Genomic DNA, 19,726 nt, shown 5'->3' on the forward strand with positions numbered 1-19,726 from the left:
GGGCTCAGACGGTCTCGGGGACCCGCGTACCGGACCCGGCGGAGCCGGACACCGCGGCGCGCTTCGCGGCCAGCCGGGCGAGGCCGAGGACACAGGCCAGGGTGACGACCAGCATCACGCCGTAGAAGATCCCGATGCCCGCCACGCCCGTGTTGATCAGCACGGTCTGGGCGATCAGCGGGGTCGCGCCGCCGATCAGGGACGAGCAGAGCTGGTAGGCGAGGGAGACGCCGGTGTAGCGGACGTTCGCGGGGAAGACCGAGGCCAGGAAGCTGGAGAGCATCGCGTAGTACAGGACGGTGCCGAGCGTCGGCAGGATCAGGCCCACCGTGATCAGCAGCGGGTTCGCCGTGGAGATCAGCAAGAACATCGGCACCACGATCAGCACCGAGAGCGTCAGACCGCCCGCCATGACCCGGACCGCGCCGAAGCGTTGCGAGAGCCGGGCCGCGAGCGGTTGCAGCAGGAACTGGAGCACCGCGATGACCAGCAGGATGTTGAGCATCGTCTGCCGGCCGACACCGAGTTCGGTGGTGGTCCAGGACAGCACGAAGGTGTTGTTGAAGTAGGCCGCGGCGATGCCCATGATGGACGCGCCCATGCCGAGGGCGACCACGCCCGGCGCGGTGCGCAGCACCTCCATGAGCGGCATCTTGACGACGTCGTCGCGCTCCTTGGCCCGCTCGAAGTCGGCGGACTCCTCGACCTTCAGCCGGATCACCAGGCCGACCACCACCAGGAGCGCGGAGAGCAGGAACGGCACCCGCCAGCCCCAGGTCAAAAACGCCTGGTCGGGCAAGGTGCCGACCAGCAGGAACATCAGCGTGGCCAGGATGGAGCCGGCCGGCGAGCCCTGCTGGACCCACATGCCGGCCGAGCCCTTCTTCTTCTCGGAGGCGTTCTCGGTCGCCATCAGCACGGCGCCGCCCCACTCGCCGCCGACGGCCAGGCCCTGCACGGCGCGCAGCAGCACCAGCAGGGCCGGCGCGGCGAAGCCGATCTGCCCGTAGGTGGGCAGCAGGCCGATGCAGAAGGTCGCCACGCCCATCATCACCAACGTGATGACCAGCGTGTTCTTCCGGCCCACCCGGTCGCCCATGTGGCCGAAGACGATGCCGCCGAGGGGCCGGGCGAGGAAGCCGACCCACATCGTGGCGAAGGAGGCGAGGACCCCGGCGCCGGGCGCGATGTCCGGGTAGAAGACCTTGCCGAAGACGAGTGCGGCGGCGGTGCCGAAGATGTAGAAGTCGTACCACTCGATGGCGGTGCCGACGAACGCGGCGGTCGTGGCTCTGCGGGACGACCGGGCGGAGGCCGACGGGGGAGTGTGGGACATGGGCGTTTCCTCGGAGATCAAACCTCACCACTGTGGTGCTTCGCCGCACACGGGTCGAGCGCGGCGAAACGAGGTTGGATGTATTCACTCCGCTGGGATATGCCCGGTCAAATAGAAGGAGTGCATGCCGGCTATGCCTGAACCGTATTTCCGCAGACAGTAGGGTGAAGATGAAACAGACGGTGCTCCAATACTTTTTGAACGTCGCCGTGCTCGGCAGCGTGTCCAAGGCCGCCGAACGGCTCGCGGTGACCCAGCCGACCGTCTCAAGGCAACTGGCCTCGCTGGAGAAGGAACTCGGCGCCCGGCTCTTCACCCGCACCTCGACCGGCCTGGAGCTGACCCCCGCCGGGCGGAGCTTCCTGCCCGCCGCCCGCGACATCCTCACCCGCATGGAGCGGGGCGCCGAACTGGTGCGGGCGGTGGACGTCGGCCGGCACTTCGGCATCACCGCGGTGGCCCCGACGACCACCATGCACTACGTCCTGTGCCCCTTCCTCGCCCAGACCGGGGCACCCCTCGTCGACGTCCGCGACACCGTCCCCGACCTGGTCTACGGGCAGGTGTCGGACGGGACCGCCGACATCGCCGTCAACTCACGGCCGGCCCCCGTCGAACTCACCGAACGCCGGCTCGCCGAGGTGCCGCTCAACGTGCAGGGCCCGCCCGGCGGACCCTGGTCGGGCCGGGAGGAGATGGAGCTGCGGGAACTGCGCGGCCGGCGCGTGGTGATCCCCGGCCGGGGCAGCGCCGTGCGCGCGGTCTTCGACGCCGCGGTCCGCCGGTCCGGGCTCGACGTCACCGTCCGCGAGGTGACCAGCGCGCCCGTCGCCCAGGCCGCGGCCCGCGCCGGACAGGGGCCCGCCGTCATCATCGAACCGGTGCGCTTCGGCCTGGACGGCGCCCGCCTCACCCTCGGCGGGAAACGCCTGACCATCAGCCTCTACGCGGCCTGGGACCCCGCCCACTACGCGGCCGGCGAACTCGCGGCCTTCGCCGAGCGCCTCGCGGAGTGGAGCACCGACACCGTCTCCGAACCCCTGGCCTGGCCCGCCGGGTCCCACTGACCGCGACGGCCCCCTCACGCCTCCGCGAGCAGGCCGTCATAGGCGTCGGAGCCGCGGCGGCCGGTCATGAAGGCGACGAAGTCCGCGACGAACGCGCTCCGCGCGTAACTCACCCCGGCCTCGGCCATCTCGCGCCGGAAACCGGTGCGGAACAGCGTCCGGTACTCCTCCTCGTCGATGGTCCCGTTGCCGTCCCGGTCGGTGACGTCGAAGAGGACCTCGGCGACCCGGATCAGCGCGGGCCCGGCGAGGGAGGGCACGCCGGCGGCGTACTCCGCGGCGCTCACCCGGCCGTCGCCGTCGGTGTCCAGCGCCTGCTGGAGCTCCCGCCACCAGAGCGCGAACGCGTCGTAGAGCCGGGTCTCCTCCGGTTCGTCCAGGTCGAGGCGGCCGGCGACCTCGCGGGCCATCGCCGCCAGATCGGGCCAGTCCAGATGGCCGTCGCCGGTCTGGTCCAGCACCGTACGGAAGAACTCCTCGGCATCGCGCCCCACACCGCCCGGCGCCCTCTCCTCCGCCTCCGGCGGCAGCGGGGCGAGCAGCCGCAGCAGGGCGCCGGCCCGCTTGAGCCCGTCGCGCACCGCGGTGACCGCGCGGGCCCGGGGATCGTCCCCGTCGGGGGAGAGCAGCAGCAGTCCGGCGAGGCCGTCCGTACTGCTCCAGCCGTCCGGCAGGAAACGGGCCAGACCGACGGCGAGGTACGCGCTCTGGGCCAGCGCCTGCCCGCCGGGCACGTCCGGCAGCCCGGCCCGGCGGCGCAGGGACTCCGGCAGCGAGGCGATGGTGATCGCGCCGATCACCGGCCCGGCCAGCGACCGGCCCGCCGCCCACAGGGGCGCCAGCTCCTCCAGGACCGGGGGAGCGGGCAGGTGGTCGAAGAGCTTGTAGAGGATGACGCGCACCGCCTCGGTGCCCTCCAGCTCCTCCTCCACCACCCGGTCGAAGTACGGCCAGAACTCCTCCACCGTCGCCGGAAGGTCGTCGTCCGCCCCGCCGAGGACCGCCAGATAGGCGCGGAACTCGGTGTACAGCCCCCGCAGGGTGGCCTGGTCGAGGGGCTGTCCGCCGAGCCGGCACATGGTGACCGTGGTCTCGAACAGGGTCGCCACCACCCAGGCGCGGGCCCCCGGGTCCATCGCGTCGTACGGACGGCCCTCGGCGTCGGTGCCCCGGATGCGGGCGTGCAGCCGGTTGAGGCGCGTCGCCTCCCGCTGCCGTACCGCCTCGTCCGCGCCGAACATCCGCTGGAGGCTGAGGAAGGTGTTGCGCAGCCGCCGCCAGGGGTGCGTCACGAAGGTGGAGTTGCCGGCCAGCGCCGCGCCGACCTGGGGGTGTGCCGCCTCCAGGACCGTCGCCCGGATCATGGCGAGCGCCCAGCGCGGGTCGTCGAAGAACCGGTGGAAGTGCGATCCCGGTCCGAACAGGGGCGGCCCCTCCTCCTCGGGGGCCGACGGGCCGGGCGCGCGGTCGTCCGCCGGGGCCGAGGGGCGGGGGACACGGGGGCCGGGGTACGGGGCGCGGCTGTCGGTCACGTCTCTCCGTTCGCGTGCGGTGCGACGCCGCCGAAACGGCGGTCGCGCTGCCGGTAGGTGTGCAGGCACTCCACGAAGTGCGCCGCCCGGAAATCGGGCCAGAGCACCGGGGGGAAGACGAGTTCGGCGTACGCGACCTGCCAGAGCATGAAGTTGGAGATGCGCTGTTCGCCGGAGGTGCGGATGACGAGGTCCACGTCGGGAGTGTCCGGGAAGGGGAGGTGCGCGGCGAAGGTCCGCTCGTCGACCGCCTCGGGCGGCACGCCGGCCCGCAGCAGGGACCGGGCCGCCTCGACGATGTCCCGGCGTCCGCCGTGGTCGAACGCCACGGTCAGCGTCATGCCCCGGTTGGCGCCGGTCAGCAGGGTCAGGTCGGCGAAGTCGCGGGCCAGCGGCGCCGGGACGCGCGAGTCCGACACGCCGAGGAAGCGGCAGCGGACGCCGCGGGCGTGCAGCAGCGGCGCGTGCTTGCGCACCACCCGGCGGACCAGCAGCATCAGGGCGGCGATCTCGTCGCGCGGCCGGCGCCAGTTCTCCGTGGAGAACGCGTACAGGCTCAGCCACTCGACCCCCGCCCGGCGGGCCGCCTCGATCACCTCGATCACGGTGGCCTCCGCCGCGCTGTGGCCGGAGCTGCGCGGCAGGGAACGCCGGCTCGCCCAGCGGCCGTTGCCGTCCATCACGCAGGCCACGTGGCGCGGTACGCCGCGCTGTGGTGCGCCCCGCAGCGGTGCGCCGGCCGCGGTGGGGTGCGCGCCGGGCTCGCCCGGTGCCGCGCCGGGCGCGGCGGCGACGGTCTCGTCCGTGCTCAGAAAGGCCCCCTTCTCCGTTGCTCGTTCCCCGGCCAGCAGAGTGCCGGTACGGCCGCCCCGGCCGCGCGGAACTCGGCCGCGTTCACTCCTTCGGGGAGAGCAGGGGGCGTGTGCGGAGAGCAGGGGGCGTGCGGGCGGCGTGGGGCGGTGGGCCCCGCGCCGCCCGGGTACGGCTCGCGCCGTCGGGGGCCGGCGGGTCAGCAGCCGCCGCAGTTGTAGTAGGTGACGTCCCAGTGGTTGCCCTCGTCGGCGTAGACGTTGCCCGAGGCGGACTGCCACTGCTGGGCGCCGTCACCGCGTACGCCGATGTAGCTGAAGCTGTTCTTGACGTAGTTGTTGAGACAGGTGGACTTGCCGAAGTCCAGCTTGTAGCCGTTCCAGTGCGAGTAGGTGCCCGAGGCGTGCCCGGTCTCGGTCCCGCCGGTGATGTTCAGCGCGCACCCGCTGGCCCGCTTGAGCGTCTGGGCGCCCTGCGCGGTGGCGAGGTTGAGCTGCTCGAAGGAGGTGCAGGTCGAGGTGTTGCGGTCGGAGCAGTTGCCCGAGGACGACCAGGTGACGCCCGCGTCGCGGAACATGGATGTCGCGGTGGCGTGGCTGATCTTGGTGGCCGCGGCGGCGTCGCCGGCGCTGCCGAGGACGACCGCGCCGGGCGCCGCCACCAGGGCCAGCGCCGTGACGAGCGAGCGGATGCGCGTGCCCCGGGAGCGCCGTGAACCGCGCACCGCCGTACGGGGGGAGAGCGGGGCCGTGGAAGACGTCATGGGAACCTCCATGCGTGCGTCATGCTGCCTGTGGGGTGGTTGAGCATGAGGTGCGAGACGATGGTGCCCGAGGTCTACGCGCGTACGCCAGAGTGCCTCACCCCCCATTTCGCCGACGGCGACCTCTGCGGCCCCCGCGCCTCGCCCGCCACCGCCCGAGGCCCGTCCCCTTTTCCTCCGTCACCGCCCGCGAGGCCCGTCCCCTTTTCCTCCGTCACCGCCCCGGACCCGGCTGATAAACTCGACGCCGGTCTCTTCGGCCGCTGTCGAGTGAGGAACGCGCGGACATGGTGGGTGACGACGACGTCATCGGGTGATACCCGGCCCTGACAGGCCACGGCGGGCGCGGAGAGCGCCGACGCGGTGGCCGTCTCGTCGTCCCCTTTTCCCCGCCTGCCGAGGCGCCGTCCCGGCCGCCTCCCTTCCCGCGAAGGCACCTCCATGTCCGACGCCCGCGTCGTCTGTTCCGGCCTGTCCTTCTCCTGGCCCGACGACACCCCCGTCTTCGACGGCCTCTCCTTCACCGTGCCGTCCGGCCGCACCGGCCTGGTGGCCCCCAACGGCTCCGGCAAGTCCACCCTGCTCCGGCTGATCGCCGGCGAACTGCGGCCCACCGCCGGCTCCGTCCGGGTCTTGGGCACGCTCGGCCACCTCCCGCAGACCCTGCCGCTCACCGGTGACCTCACCGTCGCCGAGGTCCTCGGCATCGACGCCGTCGTCCGCGCCCTCGACGCGGTCGAGTCCGGCGACGTGGCCGAGGAGCACTTCACCGCCATCGGCGACGACTGGGACATCGAGGAGCGCACCCACGCCCAGCTCGACCGCCTCGGCCTCGGCGGACTCGCCCTCGACCGGCGCCTGGACACCCTCAGCGGCGGCCAGACCGTCTCCCTCGGCCTCGCCGCCCACCTCCTGCGCCGCCCCGACGTACTGCTCCTGGACGAACCCACCAACAACCTCGACCTCGACGCCCGCCATCGTCTCCACGACGTCCTGGACGACTTCACCGGCTGCCTGCTCCTGGTCAGCCACGACCGCGCCCTGCTCGGCCGCATGGACCGCATCGCCGAACTGCACGCCGGTGAACTACGCATGTACGGAGGGGACTTCACCGCCTACGAGGAGGCGGTGCGCGCCGCGCGGGAGACCGCCGAGAAGAACATCCGCACGGCCGAAGCCGAACTGCGGCGCGAGAAACGGGAGATGCAGCAGGCCCGTGAACGCGCCGAACGCCGCGCCCACAACGCCGCCCGCAACCTGGGGAGCGCCGGTCTGCCCCGGATCGTCGCCGGCGCCATGAAGCGCGGCGCGCAGGAGTCCGCCGGACGGGCCGGGCAGACCCACGCCGCCCGGGTCGGCGATGCCAGGGCCCGGCTCGACGAGGCGGAGCGGTCCCTGCGCGACGAACAGCGCCTCGTCCTGGACCTCCCGGAGACCGACGTGCCCGCCGGGCGCACCCTGGTCCACGGCGAGGGGCTGCGGGTGCGCCGCGGCGGACGCGACCTGTTCGGCGCCGAGGGCGTCACCCTGTCCGTCCGGGGCCCCGAGCGCATCGCCCTCACCGGCCCCAACGGGGCGGGAAAGTCCACCCTGCTGCGCCTGCTGCACGGCGGACTCGCCCCCGACGCGGGCGAGATCCGGAGGGCCGACGGCCGCGTCGCGTACCTCTCGCAGCGGCTCGATCTGCTCGACGAGGAGCGGACTGTCGCGGAGAACCTCGCCGCCTTCGCGCCCCGGCTGCCGGAGGCCGAACGGATGAACCTGCTCGCCCGGTTCCTCTTCCGCGGCGCCCGCGCTCATCTGCCGGCCGGCGTCCTCTCCGGCGGCGAACGGCTGCGGGCCACCCTCGCCTGCGTCCTGTGCGCCGAACCCGCCCCCCGGCTGCTGCTCCTGGACGAGCCGACCAACAACCTGGACCTGGCCGGCACCGCCCAGCTCACCAGCGCCCTCGGCGCCTACCGCGGGGCGTTCGTGGTGGTCAGCCACGACGAGCGGTTCCTCGCCGAGACCGGCGTCGTGCGCCGGCTCCGGCTGGCCGACGGCCTGCTCACCGAGACCGGCCCGCCCGCGAACTGACGGGCCGCCGCCCCCGTGCGCCGACCGGCCGCCGTCCCGAGCACGGACGGACCGCCGCCCCGCGCACCCACCGGGTACGCGGGGGCGGCCGGGGACGCTGTGGTCGGATTCCGGCCAACGCGGCGAGCCTGGCACACCGGACGGGGCGCCCGATATATCCCTATCGGGTGCCCTGCCGTCCCTCCGTCGCCCCGCTCCGCGAGACCGTGTGACCACGCTCGTCCTCGCTCACTTCGCGCTGGCCCTGTTCGCCGCGCCCCTCGTGCGGTGGTGCGGCACCCGGGCCTTCCTCGTCCTGGCCCTGCCGCCCGCCGCCGCCACCGCCTGGGCGGCCGGCCGCTGGAGCACCGCGGCGGCGGGCGGCGCCGACACCACCGTGTGGACCTGGCTGCCCGACTACCACGTCGACTGGGCCCTGCGGCTGGACGCCCTCGCCGAGACGATGGTGCTCCTCGCCGCCGGAGTCGGCTGCCTCGTCCTGCTCTACTGCGTCTCCTACTTCGACGACCACGAGCCGGGCCTCGGCAGGTTCGCCGGGAACCTGCTCGCCTTCGCCGGGGCGATGCTCGGCCTCGTCCTCGCCGACGACCTCGTCCTGCTCTACGTCTTCTGGGAACTGACCACCGTCTTCTCGTACCTGCTGATCGGCCAGAACAGCGAACGCAAGCAGAACAGGCGCAGCGCCCTGCAATCGCTCACCGTCACCGCGCTCGGCGGACTGACCATGCTCGTCGGCTTCCTGACGCTCGGCCAGGCCGCCGGCACCTACCGCCTCTCGCACATCCTCGCCGACCCGCCGCCCGCCTCCCCGGCCCTGACCACCGCCATCGTGCTGATCCTCGTCGGCGCCCTGACCAAGTCGGCGATCTGGCCGTTCAGCCTCTGGCTGCCCAACGCCATGGCCGCCCCCACCCCGGTCAGCGCCTACCTGCACGCCGCCGCGATGGTCAAGGCCGGCATCTACCTCGTGGCCCGCCTCTCCCCCGCCTTCGCCGACGTCACCCCCTGGCGGCCCCTCCTGCTCGTCCTCGGCGCACTCACCATGCTCCTCGGCGGCTGGCGGGCGCTGCGCCTGCACGACCTGAAACTGGTCCTCGCCTCCGGCACCGTCAGCCAGCTCGGCTTCCTCCTGGTCCTGGCCGGGTCCGGAGGCTACGACACAGGGCTCGCCGCCCTCGCCATGCTCCTCGGCCACGCCCTGTTCAAGGCCCCCCTCTTCCTCGTCACCGGGATCGTCGACCACGCCACCGGCACCCGCGACCTGCGGCGCCTGTCCGGGGTCGGGCGGCGGCTGCCCGCCGTCCTCGCGGTCGCCGTCCTCGCCGGGCTCTCCATGGCCGCCGTACCGCCGCTGCTCGGCTTCGCCGCGAAGGAGGCCGCCTTCCAGGCGCTGCTGGCCGGCGGCACCGCCGAACGGTGCGCGCTCGCCGCGACCGTCGCCGGATCGGCGCTCACCACCGCGTACACCCTGCGGTTCCTGTGGGGTGCCTTCGCCCGCAAACCCGGCGTCCCCGACACCCCCGCCCACCGGGTGCCGGCCGCCTTCCTCACGGCACCCGCCCTGCTCGCCCTCGGCTGCCTCGGCCTCGGCATCGGCGCCCGCTCGCTCCAGGGGCTCCTCGGCGCGTACGCCGCGCAGTTCCCGGTGCCCGCGCACCCGTACCACGTGTCCCTGTGGCACGGCGTGGGCACCGCCCTGCTCCTGTCCGCGGTGGCCTGGACCGGCGGTGTCCTGCTCTTCCTGGGGAGCGACCGCGTGATCCGCGTCGGCACCGCCCTCGCCTGGCGCAGCGCCGACCGCACCTTCGGCAGGCTCGTGCTCGGCCTCGAACGCACCGCCCTGCAGTGCACCGGGTTCGTGCAGCGCGGCTCCCTCTCCGGGTACCTGGTGACGGCCCTCGGCGTGGTCCTGGCCGGGCAGATCGCCGTCCTCGTCGCCGACGAACCCTGGGCCGGCACCCCGGCACCCCACCTGTGGGACACCCCCGTCCAGGTCGGCGTCGCCGCCTTGACCTGCGCCGCCGCCCTGCTCTGCCTCGGCGTGCGGCGCCGGATGAAGGCCGTCGTGCTCGCCGGGCTCACCGGCTACGGGACCGCGCTGCTCTTCGTGGTGCAGGGCGCCCCGGACCTGGCGCTCACCCAGTTCTGCGTGGAGACCGTCTCGATGATCGTCTTCGTGCTGGTGCTGCGCCGGATGCCCGTCCACTTCGAGGAGAGCTACAGCTCCCTGCGGCGGGCCCTGCGGATGCCGGCGGCGCTCGCGGGCGGGGCCGCCGTCGCCGTCGTCGTCTGGATCATGGCCGGGCACCGGCGCGGCCCCACGGCGGGCGAGGCGATGGTGGCCGAGGTCGCCGACCACGGGCTCAAGGACGTCGTCGCCACGATCCTCGTCGACCTGCGCGCCTGGGACACCATGGGGGAGTCCGCCGTACTCGCCGCCGCCGCGATCGGCGTGACCAGCCTGCTCTACCTGCACCGCCGCACCGACGCCGAACCGCCCGCGGCACCGCTGCCCGGGGACCGGCCGGAGACGGCGCTCAGCACCACCTGGAGCCTGACCGCGCACCGGCTCGCCGGACTGCCCAGCGGCGACGAGGGCGCCCCCGAACGGACCTGGATCGCGGGCGGCGCCACCCTCGCCCCCGAACGGCGCTCCATCGTCCTGGAGGTCGTCGCCCGGCTGATCTTCCACCCGATCCTCGTCCTCTCCGTCTACCTGCTCATGTGCGCCGAGAACCTGCCGGGCGGCGGCTTCGTCGGCGGACTCGTCGCGGGCGTCGCCTTCATCACCCGCTACCTCGCCGGCGGACGCCACGAGTTCGCCGACGCCGCGCCCTTCGCCCCCGGGCTCTTCACCGGGCTCGGCCTGACCCTCTCCACCGGCGTGGCGCTCGGCGGGCTGGCCCACGGAACGGTGCTGCACGGCTGGACCTGGCACGGCCGGCTCCCCGTGTGGGGCGAGTCCCACCTGTCCACCTCCGTCCTCTTCGACTGCGGCGTCTACCTGCTGGTGCTCGGCGTCGTCCTCGACATCGTCCGCGCCCTCGGCGCCCGTATCGACCGGCACATCGAACGGTCCGCCGCCCACCGCGCCGGACGCCCCGAGGGCGGTGTCGCGTGACGGTGAGCCTGACGCTCCTGGTCACCGCCGCCGTCCTCAACGCGGTGGGCGCGGTACTGCTGCTGACCCGCTCCCTGACCCGCATCCTGATCGGCGCCGTCGTGCTCGGCAACGGCATCAACCTGCTGGTGCTGGCCTCGACCGGCCGGGCCGGCTCCGCCCCGCTGCTCCACCCGCACGTCATCCGCAACCGGCTCACCGACCCGCTGCCCCAGGCCATCGCGCTCACCGCGATCGTCATCACCCTCGCCACCACCGCGTTCCTGCTCTCCCTGGCCTACCGCAGCCACCAGGTCACCGGCTCCGACGAGATCAGCGACGACACCGAGGACCGGCTCGTGGCGCTGCGCGCCGACGTCCTGCGCCGGCGCAGCGAACTGCGCGCCCGCTACCGGCAGGCCCGCACCGGCAGCGGCTCCACCGGCGACGAACGCGCCCGCTACCGCGCCGGACGCCGCCGGCTGCGGGAACGGATGCGGGAGGAACGCGCCTACCAGGCACGGGCGAGGGACGTCTCCGGAAACCTGTGGAACGACATCCTGGGCGCCGACCCGGAGGACTACCGGGTCGGCGCGGAGCGGGGTTCCACCGACGCGGCGGGCCGCCCCGGCCCCGCCCCCGCCCACGACGCCGGGCCCACCAACGACCCGGAGGAGACCGGCCGGGAGCCGGACGGGGACCAGGACGCGCCCGGCGCGGAAGGCACCGGGCGGCCCGACGGCCCCGACGGCCCCGACGACCCCGGCCAGGAAGGACCCAGGTGAACGCGCTCGTCCCCCTCCCCGTCCTGCTGCCGCTGTGCGCGGCGGGCCTCGAACTCGCCATGGGCCCGCGCTTCCAGCGCGCCCAGCGGTTCGTGAGCCTCGCCGTGCTCGGCGCGGTCCTGGTGCTCTCCGTCGCCCTCATGGTGGCCGCGGACCGGCACGGCCCGCTCTCCGTCCACCTCGGCGACTTCGCGCCGCCGCTCGGCATCACCCTCGTCGCCGACCGGCTGGCGGGCCTCATGCTCACGGTCTCCAGCGCCGTCACCCTGCTCGTGCACCTGTACTCGCTGGGCCAGGGCATGGCCGACCGCGACGACGAGACCCCCTTCGGCGTCTTCCACCCCGCCTACCTCATCCTCGTCGCCGGGGTCTCCTGCACCTTCCTCTCCGGAGACCTCGTCAACCTCTACGTCGGCTTCGAGATCATGCTCGTCGCCAGCTTCGTGCTGCTCACCATCGGCGGCACCGCGACCCGCGTCCGCGCCGGCTCCACGTACGTGATCATCTCGCTCTTCTCGTCGATGCTGTTCCTCGTCGCGGTCGCCATGACCTACTCGGTGGCGGGGACGGTCAACTTCGCGCAGCTCGCCGGGCGGCTCCAGGAGGTGCCGGTGGGGGTGCGGACCCTGCTGGAGGCGATGCTGCTGACCGTCTTCGCCATCAAGGCGGCGGTCTTCCCGCTCGCGGCCTGGCTGCCCGACTCCTACCCGACCGCGCCGGCCCCGGTCACCGCGGTCTTCGCGGGCCTGCTCACCAAGGTCGGCGTCTACTCGATGCTGCGTACGGAGACCCTGCTCTTCCCCGGCCACCGCCTCGCCGCCCCGCTGATGCTGGCCGCGCTCGCCTCGATGGTCGTCGGCATCCTCGGCGCGGTGGCCCAGACCGACCTCAAGCGGGTGCTGTCCTTCACCCTCATCAGCCACATCGGCTACATGGTCTTCGGTATCGCCCTCGCCGGCCGCGACGCGCTCAGCGGCGCGATCGTGTACGTGGCCCACCACATCACCGTGCAGACCACCCTCTTCCTCGTCGCCGGGCTCATCGAGCGGCGCGACGGCACCACGGAACTCACCCGCCTCGGCGGCCTGGCGAAGTCGGCGCCGCTGGTCGCCGTGCTCTTCTTCGTACCGGCGATGAACCTCGGCGGCATCCCGCCGCTCTCCGGTTTCCTCGGCAAGCTCGGCCTGATGCGGGCGGGCGTCGAGGACGGCGGCGGCTGGGCCTGGGCGCTGGTGGCGGGGGCCGCCGCGACCAGCCTGCTCACCCTGTACGTCATGGCGAAGGTGTGGAACCTCGCCTTCTGGCGCGAGGCCCCGCCGGGCGCCGCGGGGGAGGGGGTCGTCCTGGAATCCGCCGAGGACGACGACAGCGGCGACGGTGACGGTGACGGTGACGGTGACGGTGACGCGGGCGGGGGCGAGGGCGAGGGCGGGAGCGAGGGTGACGACCGTGACAGGGACGCCCGTGGCGACCGCGACGCCGGTGGCGAGCGCGGGGCCCGTGGCGACCGGCGCCGCCGCGGCCGGCGTCCCGCCCCGGCCGGCGCGGTCGTCGCCGCGGGCCTGCTGGGCCAGTCCATCACCACCACCACGCGCCTGCCCTGGCCCATGCTCCTGGCGACCGGCGCCGCCGTCGCCCTCGGCCTCCTCTACACGGTGCTGGGCGGCCCCCTCACCACCTTCACCGGGCACGCCGCCGCCGAACTCCTCGCCCGTACCCCCTACATCGAGGCGGTGCTCGGACCGTGAGCCACACCGTCAGGAACTTCTCCCCGCGCCGCCGCCGCGTCCCCGACCTGCCGCTCATCGCCTGGCTCACCGTCATCTGGGTCCTGCTGTGGGGCACGCTCTCCTGGGGCAACCTCGTCAACGGGGTGATCGTCGCCCTCTGCGTGAGCCTCGCCTTCCCGCTGCCCGCCGTGGAACTGGGCCTGCGCCTGCACCCCCTGGGCATCCTGCGGCTCCTGGTCTACCTCGTGTACGACATGGTCTCCTCCAGCGTCGAGGTCACCCGGCAGATCCAGGCCCGGGGCCCCTACCCGGCGGCCGTCGTCGCCGTACCGCTGCGCTGCCGCGGCGACCTCATGCTGACCGCCACCGCGGTCGCCGTCTCCAACGTCCCCGGCGGCTCCGTCATCGAGGTGCGCCGGGCGACGTCCACCGTGTTCCTGCACGTCCTGGACGCCGACGACCCGGGCGCGGTCGACAAGGCCAAGCGCTCCGTGTGGCGGATGGAGGAACTCGTCGCCGGGGCCTTCGGCACGGCGGCGGACATCGAACGGGCCCGCGGCCCCGTACCGGAAGGGAACGGACCGTCATGACCACCCTGCACACCGTCGAGGACGCCCTGCTGGTCGCCTCCGTCGTGGTGATCCTCGTCGCGGGCGCCCTGCTCCTCTACCGCATCTGGAGGGGCCCCTCCATGCTGGACCGCGCCGTGGCCCTCGACGTCGCGGCGGCGCTCATCATCGCCGGGATCGGTGCCAAGGCCGCCCTGAGCGGCGACCCCTTCTACTACCCGGTGATGCTCGTCCTCGCCTTCCTCGGCTTCACCGGATCGGTGGGCATCGCCCGCTTCATCGCCGTACGCGACCGGCCCGCGATCCGCCCGGACGGCACGGAGGAGCACCGGTGAACCCCTGGCTGGAGGCGGCCGACCTGCTCGGCGCGGTCCTGCTGCTGCTCGGCTGCGTGCAGTGCCTCATCGGGGTGATCGGCATGGTCCGCTTCCCCGACGTCCTGACCCGCTCCCACGCCGCGACCAAACCCCAGACCATCGGCGTGCTGCTCGCCCTCGCCGGGGTGACGCTGCGCCTGCGCGATCCGATCGACCTGGGCACGCTCGGGCTCATCGTCTTCTTCCAGTTCCTCACCAGCCCGGTCGCCTCCCACCTGGTGGCCCGCTCCGCCTACCGCACCGGGCAGACCGGCAGCCGGGGCCTGCTCCGCGACGACCTGGACCCGCAGCTCAGCGAGGGCGACGAGTGAGGGGGGCGCCTTCGTGCGACGGAAGAGATCACATCCCGTACGGGAATGACGGCGAGCGGCGGCCCTGTTGCAAGGTGTCATGCAGGAAACCACCGCACGGCCACCGGCTGCCCGCATGCCGCTCGCCGTCTACGTCCTCGGACTCTCCGTCTTCGCGCTCGGCACCAGCGAGTTCATGCTCTCCGGCCTGCTGCCGCCCATCGCCGACGACCTGGACGTCACCATCCCGCAAGCGGGCCTGCTGATATCGGCGTTCGCCATCGGCATGGTCGTCGGCGCCCCGCTGCTCGCGGTGGCCACCCTCAAACTGCCCCGCAAGACCACGCTGGTCGCGCTCATCTCCCTCTTCGGCCTCGGCCAGGTCGCCGGCGCCCTCGCGCCCACGTACGCCGTCCTGTTCACCTCCCGCGTGGTGAGCGCGCTGGCCTGCGCGGGGTTCTGGGCGGTGGGCGCCGCCGTGGCCATCGCCATGGTGCCGCGGACCGCGCGGGCCCGTGCGATGGCCGTGATGATCGGCGGCCTGTCCATCGCCAACGTGCTCGGCGTCCCGGCGGGCGCCTTCCTCGGCGAGCACCTGGGCTGGCGGTCCGCGTTCTGGGCGGTGGGCCTGGCGTCCGCGCTCGCCCTCGCCGGGGTGGTGGCCCTCATCCCGCGCATCCCGCTGCCCGAGCGCCCGCCCCGGCTCCGGGGCGAACTGGCCATCTACCGCGACCGCCAGGTCTGGCTCTCCATCGGCGTGACCGCGCTCGCCGCGGGCGGTGTCTTCTGCGCCTTCTCCTACCTCGCGCCGCTCCTGACCGACGTGGCCGGGCTGGCGGACGGCTGGGTGCCGACCGTGCTCGCGCTGTTCGGGCTCGGCGCGCTGATCGGCACGACCATCGGCGGCCGGGTCGCCGACGCCCATCTGTTCGGCGTGCTGCTCTCGGGCATCACCGTCTCGACCGTGCTGCTGGCCGTGCTGGCGCTGACCGCGTCCAGCCCGGTCGCCGTGGTCCTGCTCTCCTTCCTCCTCGGCGTCTCCGCCTTCTACACGGCCCCGGCGCTCAACGCGCGCATGTTCAACGTCGCCGGCGCCGCGCCCACGCTGGCGGGCGCGACGACGACCGCCGCGTTCAACCTGGGCAACACCGGCGGACCGTGGCTCGGCGGCACCGTGATCGACGCGGGCCTCGGCTTCGCCTCCACCGCCTGGGCGGGAGCGGCGATGACCGCGGTGGCGATCGTCCTCGTCGTCGTCTCGCTGAAGCTGCACAGCCGCTCCCGCGTGGTCACGGGCAGCGTCGCCGCGGCGCCGGCCGCGACGGAGGCTCTGCGGCGGGCGTGACACCGGCCGGGTGACGGGCCGCGTCAGGTACGGGGGCCGGGCCCTGCCTCGGACCCTCAGGAGCCCGGCCCGCCCGAGGGGGAGCGGGCGTCGGGGGTCCCGTCGACACCGGATGCCGGGCGCCCTTCGCCGGGGCCGGTGTACCGCGCGGCCGGGGCCCCGCCGTCCGGCGTCGGGCCGTCGTCCGGCGTCGAGCCGTTGTCCGGCGCCGAGTCGCTGTCCGGCGTCGAGCCGTCGTCCGGAGGGGCGCCGTCCGGTGGGGCGCCGTCCCGTCCGCCGCCGCGGAGGAGGGCGGCCACCGCGCCGAGCGCCGCGACCCCGGCCGGCACCAGCAGCAGCGTCCGGTCGGAGACGGCCGAGCCCAGCGCCGAGATCCGCTCCTCCAAGGCGAACTCGGCGTCCGTGCTCAGCGGCGACGGCAGCGCCGCCGCGCCGTCGAACACCAGGAAGGCCACGCCGAGCAGGACGAAGAGCGCCCCGCCCACCGCCGAGGTGCTGTGCACCGTCACGGGCCCGAGGGCCACCGCCCGGCCGCGCAGCCACGGCCGGCGCCCGAGGTCGAACCGGTCCCAGAGCAGGGCCAGTACGAAGACCGGCGCCGCCATGCCCAGCGCGTACACGGCCAGCAGCACCCCGCCGCGCACCGGGTCGCCGTCGAGCGCCGCGACGGTCAGCACACCGCCGAGGATCGGCCCCGCGCAGAACCCGGCCAGTCCGTACACCGCGCCGAGCGCGAAGACCGACAGGGCCGAGCCGGAGCGCCGGGCGCCCGCCGCGCGCGCCAGCTTCCGGGAGCCGAAGCCGAACCCGGCGGCCTGCGCCGCGCCGAGCGCGATCAGCGTCCAGCCGCCCACCGTGATCAGCAGGTCGCGGTGGCCGTGGAAGAGCCGGGCGGCGAACGAGCCCGCCACGCCGAGCGGGACCAGGGTCGTGCACAGCCCGGTGTAGAAGACGCCGGTACGGGCCACCAGGCGGGTCCGCCCGGTGAAGGAGTAGGCGAAGAACGCGGGCAGCAACAGCGCGCTGCACGGGCTGAGCAGCGCCAGCAACCCGCCGAGGAAGGCCACGAGCAGGCCGACGTCGCTCACTTCCCGGCCGCCTCGGCCGCTCGGGCCGCCGCGTCCACGGCCGCCTCGAAGGTCTCGGTCGGCTGCGCCCCGAGGATCGGCCGGCCGTTGACGAGGAACGCCGGGGTACTGCTGACGCCGAGGCCGTACCCCTCGTACGCGTCCCGCTCGACGGCCGCCCCGGCCTCGTCCGACTCCAGGTCCGCGCGGAAGGCGTCGAGGTCGGGGACGCCCGCCTCGCGGGCCATGGCGACCAGCTTCTCGGCGGCGAAGGCACCGGAGTTGCGCTCGCGCTCGGTGCCGTAGACGACGTCGTGGAACTCCCAGAACCTCTTCTGGCGGCCAGCGGCCCAGCCGGCGCGTGCCGCGCGGTCGGACTCCTCGCCGAAGACGGGGTAGTTGCGCCACTCGATGCGCAGCACCCCCTTCTCCACGTAGGAGCGCAGCAGCCTCGGCTTGGTCTCGCGCGCGAACCGGCCGCAGAAGGGGCACTGGAAGTCCGAGTACTCGATCATCACCACCGGGGCGTCGGCCCGGCCGACCGCGAGCGGGTCGGAGGCGTCGCGGCGGGCGAGGGCGAGCAGGCTCTCGTCGGCCGGCCCCGGGTCGGCCGGTGCGGTCCCGGCCGTCGCGGCGTCGCGGCGCGTCGTGTTCCCGTCGCCGGAGCCGTCCAGCGTGAGGGCGAGGGAGGCCGTGAGGGCGGCGGCGAGGAGCACCGCGACGGCGGTGTACGTGCGGCGGCGACGGGAGGGGGAGGGCGTGGATGCGGTCATGGGAAGGAAACCTTCGAACGTGTCGGACGAACGTGTCGGACGGTCGTGTCGGGAGAGACGCGGGCGGAGCGAGCGAGTGGCCGGGCCGCGCGCTCAGGCGGCGGGCACGACCGGGCACGCGGCCTGCGTGGAGAGCCGCCGCAGCGCCGCCTCCGCCAGCAGGGCGAGGGACAGGAGGGCCACCAGCGGCTGGAGGGGAGCCCAGTAGGCGAGGGCCCCGGAGGCGCCGAGCAGCACGAGGACGAGCTTGTTGCAGACCGGGCAGCCCACGGCGAGGAACGACAGCACCCCGCCGACCGCGCCCAGCCGCCCGGCCCGCGCGTCGCCCAGGCCGGCGGTGCCGGCGTCTTCCGGGACCGGCGGGCGGACGTAGGTGCTCAGCACGAGGCCGGCCAGGACGGAGGTGAGGGCCAGGGCGGGGTGGTTCCACCACTGGACGGGGACCGAGCGGGCGAAGAGCGGGTTGGGGACCACGGCGGTGGGCACGCCGACGGCGACGGCCGTGGCCAGGGCGCCGAGGCCCGCCACCCACCACTGTCCGGCCCGCCACGCGCGCAGCGACCGGCCCGCCCGGACGAGGGAACGCCGGGAAGAGGACATGCGGACGAACTCCGTTCACGCGGAAGCGGAAGAGCGGGAGAGGCAGGACGAGACCGCGCGGTCCGGCCTACAGCCGCAGAACGGAGGGGGAGGGGGATGCCGGGGGCGGCGCCGGTCCGGCCGAGGAGGAGCCCGGTCCGCCGTGGGCCGTCGTCGGGGCCGTCAGGGGGTCCGGCTGGAGCGGGGAGGGGACGAGCGGCGGGTGCGCCCCGGCTTCGGCGCGCTGCGCGCCGTGGTCGGTGACCGCCTTCTTGCCGCAGGGCGCGGCGTCGTCGTCCCCCGCGGGCTCCGCCTCGGCCGCGGCTCCCTGGACCGGTGCCGAGTGCGACACGGTCACGGTCGAGGACGCCGGGGTGACGGGGGCGGCGGAGTCGTGGTGGGCGGCGCGGGCCGACACGCACACCACGGCCACCACGGCGAACAGCAGCGCGAACACGCCTCGCAGGGCGACCCTGGTCGCCACGAGGTCCGCCGCTCGCCGCATTCGTACCGCCCGCCTTCCCTGTGGAGGTCACGCCACGATAGACGACGGGCCCGCGCCCGGCGACGACCGGGCCGTCCGCCGGACGGGCGGCGCGCGCCGGGTCAGCGCAGCAGGAGCTGGACGATGGCGAAGCTGCCGACGACCACGATGAAGATCCGTAGCGCGAACGGCGGGAGCCGGCGCCCCACCTTCGCGCCGATCTGCCCGCCGATCGCCGAGCCGACGGCGATGAGGACGACGGCCGTCCAGTCGAAGTGGGCGACGAAGAGGAAGAAGAGCGCCGCGATGGTGTTGACGATGGCGGCGAGGACGTTCTTGACGGCGTTGAGGCGCTGGAGGGAGTCGGTGAGCAGCATGCCCATCAGCGACAGGTAGATGATCCCCTGAGCCGCCGTGAAGTAGCCGCCGTAGACGCTGGCCAGGAGGATGCCGCCGAGGAGGACCGGCCCGCCGTGCGCGCGGGCGACGGTGCCCTTGCGCTCCCGGCGCCGCTGCACCCGCGCGGAGATGCGGGGCTGGAGCACGACGAGGACGAGGGCGAGCGCGACCAGCACCGGGACGATCGTCTCGAAGGCGGTCGCCGGGAGCGTCAGCAGCAGCACCGCGCCGCAGAGTCCGCCGGTCGCGGCGATGGCGCCGAGCCGCAGCACCAGGGGCCGCTGGCCCTTGAGTTCCGCGCGGTAGCCGATGGCGCCGCTGACGGACCCCGGGATCAGGCCGAGGGCGTTGGACACGGTCGCGGTGACCGGGGGCAGCCCGGTGGAGAGCAGCACGGGGAACGTGATCAGCGTTCCCGAGCCGACGATGGTGTTGATCGTGCCCGCGCCGATCCCGGCGGCGAAGACGGCCAGTGACTCCCAGATGGACAACGCCATCTCCTTCGTGTTCGGTCAGATGCCTCCCCGCCATGAAGGTCGAAGGGCTCACCGATCATGCACGAGCCGGACCCGCCCGGACGGCCCGGGACGCCCGCACGTGGCGCATGCCACACCCCCTGGCCGGGTCGCGCCCGCCGTGCCCCG

General features: G+C 74.1%; 18 protein-coding genes. 9 read left to right on the forward strand and 9 right to left on the reverse strand.

Annotation, left to right across the window (positions count from 1 at the left end; all coding sequences use genetic code 11):
• Window positions 1-4 precede the first annotated feature (4 nt).
• Window positions 5-1,336, reverse strand: coding sequence for an MFS transporter (locus J5Y05_RS06690; RefSeq protein WP_210869028.1), 1,332 nt, complete (start codon window positions 1,334-1,336; stop codon window positions 5-7).
• Window positions 1,337-1,506: 170 nt separating this feature from the next.
• On the opposite strand from J5Y05_RS06690, the gene J5Y05_RS06695 reads away from it, so the two are divergent.
• Window positions 1,507-2,403, forward strand: coding sequence for a LysR family transcriptional regulator (locus J5Y05_RS06695; RefSeq protein WP_210869030.1), 897 nt, complete (start codon window positions 1,507-1,509; stop codon window positions 2,401-2,403).
• A 14-nt stretch (window positions 2,404-2,417) separates the two neighbouring features.
• On the opposite strand, the gene J5Y05_RS06700 is transcribed toward J5Y05_RS06695, so the two are convergent.
• The 3 genes from J5Y05_RS06700 to J5Y05_RS06710 form a co-directional block, all read right to left on the reverse strand.
• Window positions 2,418-3,827, reverse strand: a complete 1,410-nt coding sequence (locus tag J5Y05_RS06700) for an oxygenase MpaB family protein (protein WP_247614336.1) — start codon at window positions 3,825-3,827, stop codon at window positions 2,418-2,420.
• A 104-nt stretch (window positions 3,828-3,931) separates the two neighbouring features.
• On the reverse strand, window positions 3,932-4,615 hold the full coding sequence (uppS, locus tag J5Y05_RS06705) for a polyprenyl diphosphate synthase (RefSeq protein ID WP_247614061.1): 684 nt from the start codon (window positions 4,613-4,615) through the stop codon (window positions 3,932-3,934).
• A 329-nt stretch (window positions 4,616-4,944) separates the two neighbouring features.
• Window positions 4,945-5,508 (reverse strand): hypothetical protein, encoded by a 564-nt coding sequence (locus J5Y05_RS06710; RefSeq protein ID WP_247614062.1) that lies wholly within the window; start codon window positions 5,506-5,508, stop codon window positions 4,945-4,947.
• Between the two features lie 441 nt (window positions 5,509-5,949).
• Between J5Y05_RS06710 and J5Y05_RS06715 the strand changes: the two genes are divergently transcribed.
• From J5Y05_RS06715 to J5Y05_RS06750, 8 genes are all read left to right on the forward strand, one after another.
• Window positions 5,950-7,584 (forward strand): ABC-F family ATP-binding cassette domain-containing protein, encoded by a 1,635-nt coding sequence (locus J5Y05_RS06715; RefSeq protein WP_210869033.1) that lies wholly within the window; start codon window positions 5,950-5,952, stop codon window positions 7,582-7,584.
• 208 nt (window positions 7,585-7,792) lie between these two features.
• The gene (locus tag J5Y05_RS06720) at window positions 7,793-10,705 is read left to right on the forward strand and encodes a Na+/H+ antiporter subunit A (protein ID WP_210869035.1); all 2,913 of its coding nucleotides are present in this window, start codon (window positions 7,793-7,795) and stop codon (window positions 10,703-10,705) included.
• Window positions 10,702-11,469, forward strand: a complete 768-nt coding sequence (locus J5Y05_RS06725; RefSeq protein ID WP_210869036.1) for a Na(+)/H(+) antiporter subunit C — start codon at window positions 10,702-10,704, stop codon at window positions 11,467-11,469. The genes J5Y05_RS06720 and J5Y05_RS06725 overlap by 4 nt, the downstream gene beginning before the upstream one ends.
• Window positions 11,466-13,217, forward strand: coding sequence for a Na+/H+ antiporter subunit D (locus J5Y05_RS06730; RefSeq protein WP_210869038.1), 1,752 nt, complete (start codon window positions 11,466-11,468; stop codon window positions 13,215-13,217). Before J5Y05_RS06725 ends, J5Y05_RS06730 begins: the two co-directional genes overlap by 4 nt.
• Entirely contained in the window at window positions 13,214-13,789 is a 576-nt protein-coding gene (locus J5Y05_RS06735; protein WP_210869040.1) for a Na+/H+ antiporter subunit E, read from the forward strand. The genes J5Y05_RS06730 and J5Y05_RS06735 overlap by 4 nt, the downstream gene beginning before the upstream one ends.
• Window positions 13,786-14,103 carry an MrpF/PhaF family protein gene (locus tag J5Y05_RS06740; RefSeq protein WP_210869042.1) on the forward strand — a complete coding sequence of 106 codons (318 nt, stop codon included), beginning with the start codon at window positions 13,786-13,788 and terminating at the stop codon, window positions 14,101-14,103. The genes J5Y05_RS06735 and J5Y05_RS06740 overlap by 4 nt, the downstream gene beginning before the upstream one ends.
• Complete coding sequence (gene mnhG / locus J5Y05_RS06745) at window positions 14,100-14,456, forward strand: monovalent cation/H(+) antiporter subunit G (RefSeq protein WP_210869044.1); 357 nt, start codon at window positions 14,100-14,102, stop codon at window positions 14,454-14,456. Before J5Y05_RS06740 ends, mnhG begins: the two co-directional genes overlap by 4 nt.
• Window positions 14,457-14,571: 115 nt before the next feature.
• Complete coding sequence (locus tag J5Y05_RS06750) at window positions 14,572-15,780, forward strand: Cmx/CmrA family chloramphenicol efflux MFS transporter (RefSeq protein WP_210869779.1); 1,209 nt, start codon at window positions 14,572-14,574, stop codon at window positions 15,778-15,780.
• Window positions 15,781-15,836: 56 nt separating this feature from the next.
• Here J5Y05_RS06750 and J5Y05_RS06755 read toward each other — a convergent pair whose 3' ends face one another.
• The 5 genes from J5Y05_RS06755 to J5Y05_RS06775 all read right to left on the reverse strand — a co-directional run bounded on the left by J5Y05_RS06755 (window position 15,837) and on the right by J5Y05_RS06775 (window position 19,579).
• Window positions 15,837-16,868, reverse strand: coding sequence for a cytochrome c biogenesis CcdA family protein (locus J5Y05_RS06755; protein ID WP_210869046.1), 1,032 nt, complete (start codon window positions 16,866-16,868; stop codon window positions 15,837-15,839).
• Window positions 16,865-17,620: a DsbA family protein gene (locus J5Y05_RS06760; protein ID WP_210869048.1), complete on the reverse strand. Its 756-nt coding sequence runs from the start codon at window positions 17,618-17,620 to the stop codon at window positions 16,865-16,867. Before J5Y05_RS06760 ends, J5Y05_RS06755 begins: the two co-directional genes overlap by 4 nt.
• 93 nt (window positions 17,621-17,713) lie before the next feature.
• Complete coding sequence (locus J5Y05_RS06765) at window positions 17,714-18,220, reverse strand: hypothetical protein (RefSeq protein ID WP_210869050.1); 507 nt, start codon at window positions 18,218-18,220, stop codon at window positions 17,714-17,716.
• Window positions 18,221-18,287: 67 nt separating this feature from the next.
• Window positions 18,288-18,704 (reverse strand): hypothetical protein, encoded by a 417-nt coding sequence (locus tag J5Y05_RS06770; RefSeq protein ID WP_210869052.1) that lies wholly within the window; start codon window positions 18,702-18,704, stop codon window positions 18,288-18,290.
• A 101-nt stretch (window positions 18,705-18,805) separates the two neighbouring features.
• Complete coding sequence (locus J5Y05_RS06775) at window positions 18,806-19,579, reverse strand: sulfite exporter TauE/SafE family protein (protein ID WP_210869054.1); 774 nt, start codon at window positions 19,577-19,579, stop codon at window positions 18,806-18,808.
• Between the last annotated feature and the right edge of the window lie 147 nt (window positions 19,580-19,726).

This window comes from Streptomyces tagetis (assembly GCF_018069565.1).
Lineage (GTDB): Bacteria > Actinomycetota > Actinomycetes > Streptomycetales > Streptomycetaceae > Streptomyces > Streptomyces tagetis.

Bases quoted from the DNA above. Each gene is read 5' to 3' on its own strand.
- J5Y05_RS06690 (WP_210869028.1), bottom strand. From the start codon at position 1,336: ATGTCCCACACTCCCCCGTCGGCCTCCGCCCGGTCGTCCCGCAGAGCC.
- J5Y05_RS06775 (WP_210869054.1), bottom strand. From the start codon at position 19,579: ATGGCGTTGTCCATCTGGGAGTCACTGGCCGTCTTCGCCGCCGGGATC.
- J5Y05_RS06710 (WP_247614062.1), bottom strand. From the start codon at position 5,508: ATGACGTCTTCCACGGCCCCGCTCTCCCCCCGTACGGCGGTGCGCGGT.
- J5Y05_RS06715 (WP_210869033.1), top strand. From the start codon at position 5,950: ATGTCCGACGCCCGCGTCGTCTGTTCCGGCCTGTCCTTCTCCTGGCCC.
- J5Y05_RS06740 (WP_210869042.1), top strand. From the start codon at position 13,786: ATGACCACCCTGCACACCGTCGAGGACGCCCTGCTGGTCGCCTCCGTC.
- uppS (WP_247614061.1), bottom strand. From the start codon at position 4,615: ATGGACGGCAACGGCCGCTGGGCGAGCCGGCGTTCCCTGCCGCGCAGC.
- J5Y05_RS06750 (WP_210869779.1), top strand. From the start codon at position 14,572: ATGCCGCTCGCCGTCTACGTCCTCGGACTCTCCGTCTTCGCGCTCGGC.
- J5Y05_RS06765 (WP_210869050.1), bottom strand. From the start codon at position 18,220: ATGTCCTCTTCCCGGCGTTCCCTCGTCCGGGCGGGCCGGTCGCTGCGC.
- J5Y05_RS06695 (WP_210869030.1), top strand. From the start codon at position 1,507: ATGAAACAGACGGTGCTCCAATACTTTTTGAACGTCGCCGTGCTCGGC.
- J5Y05_RS06770 (WP_210869052.1), bottom strand. From the start codon at position 18,704: ATGCGGCGAGCGGCGGACCTCGTGGCGACCAGGGTCGCCCTGCGAGGC.
- J5Y05_RS06760 (WP_210869048.1), bottom strand. From the start codon at position 17,620: ATGACCGCATCCACGCCCTCCCCCTCCCGTCGCCGCCGCACGTACACC.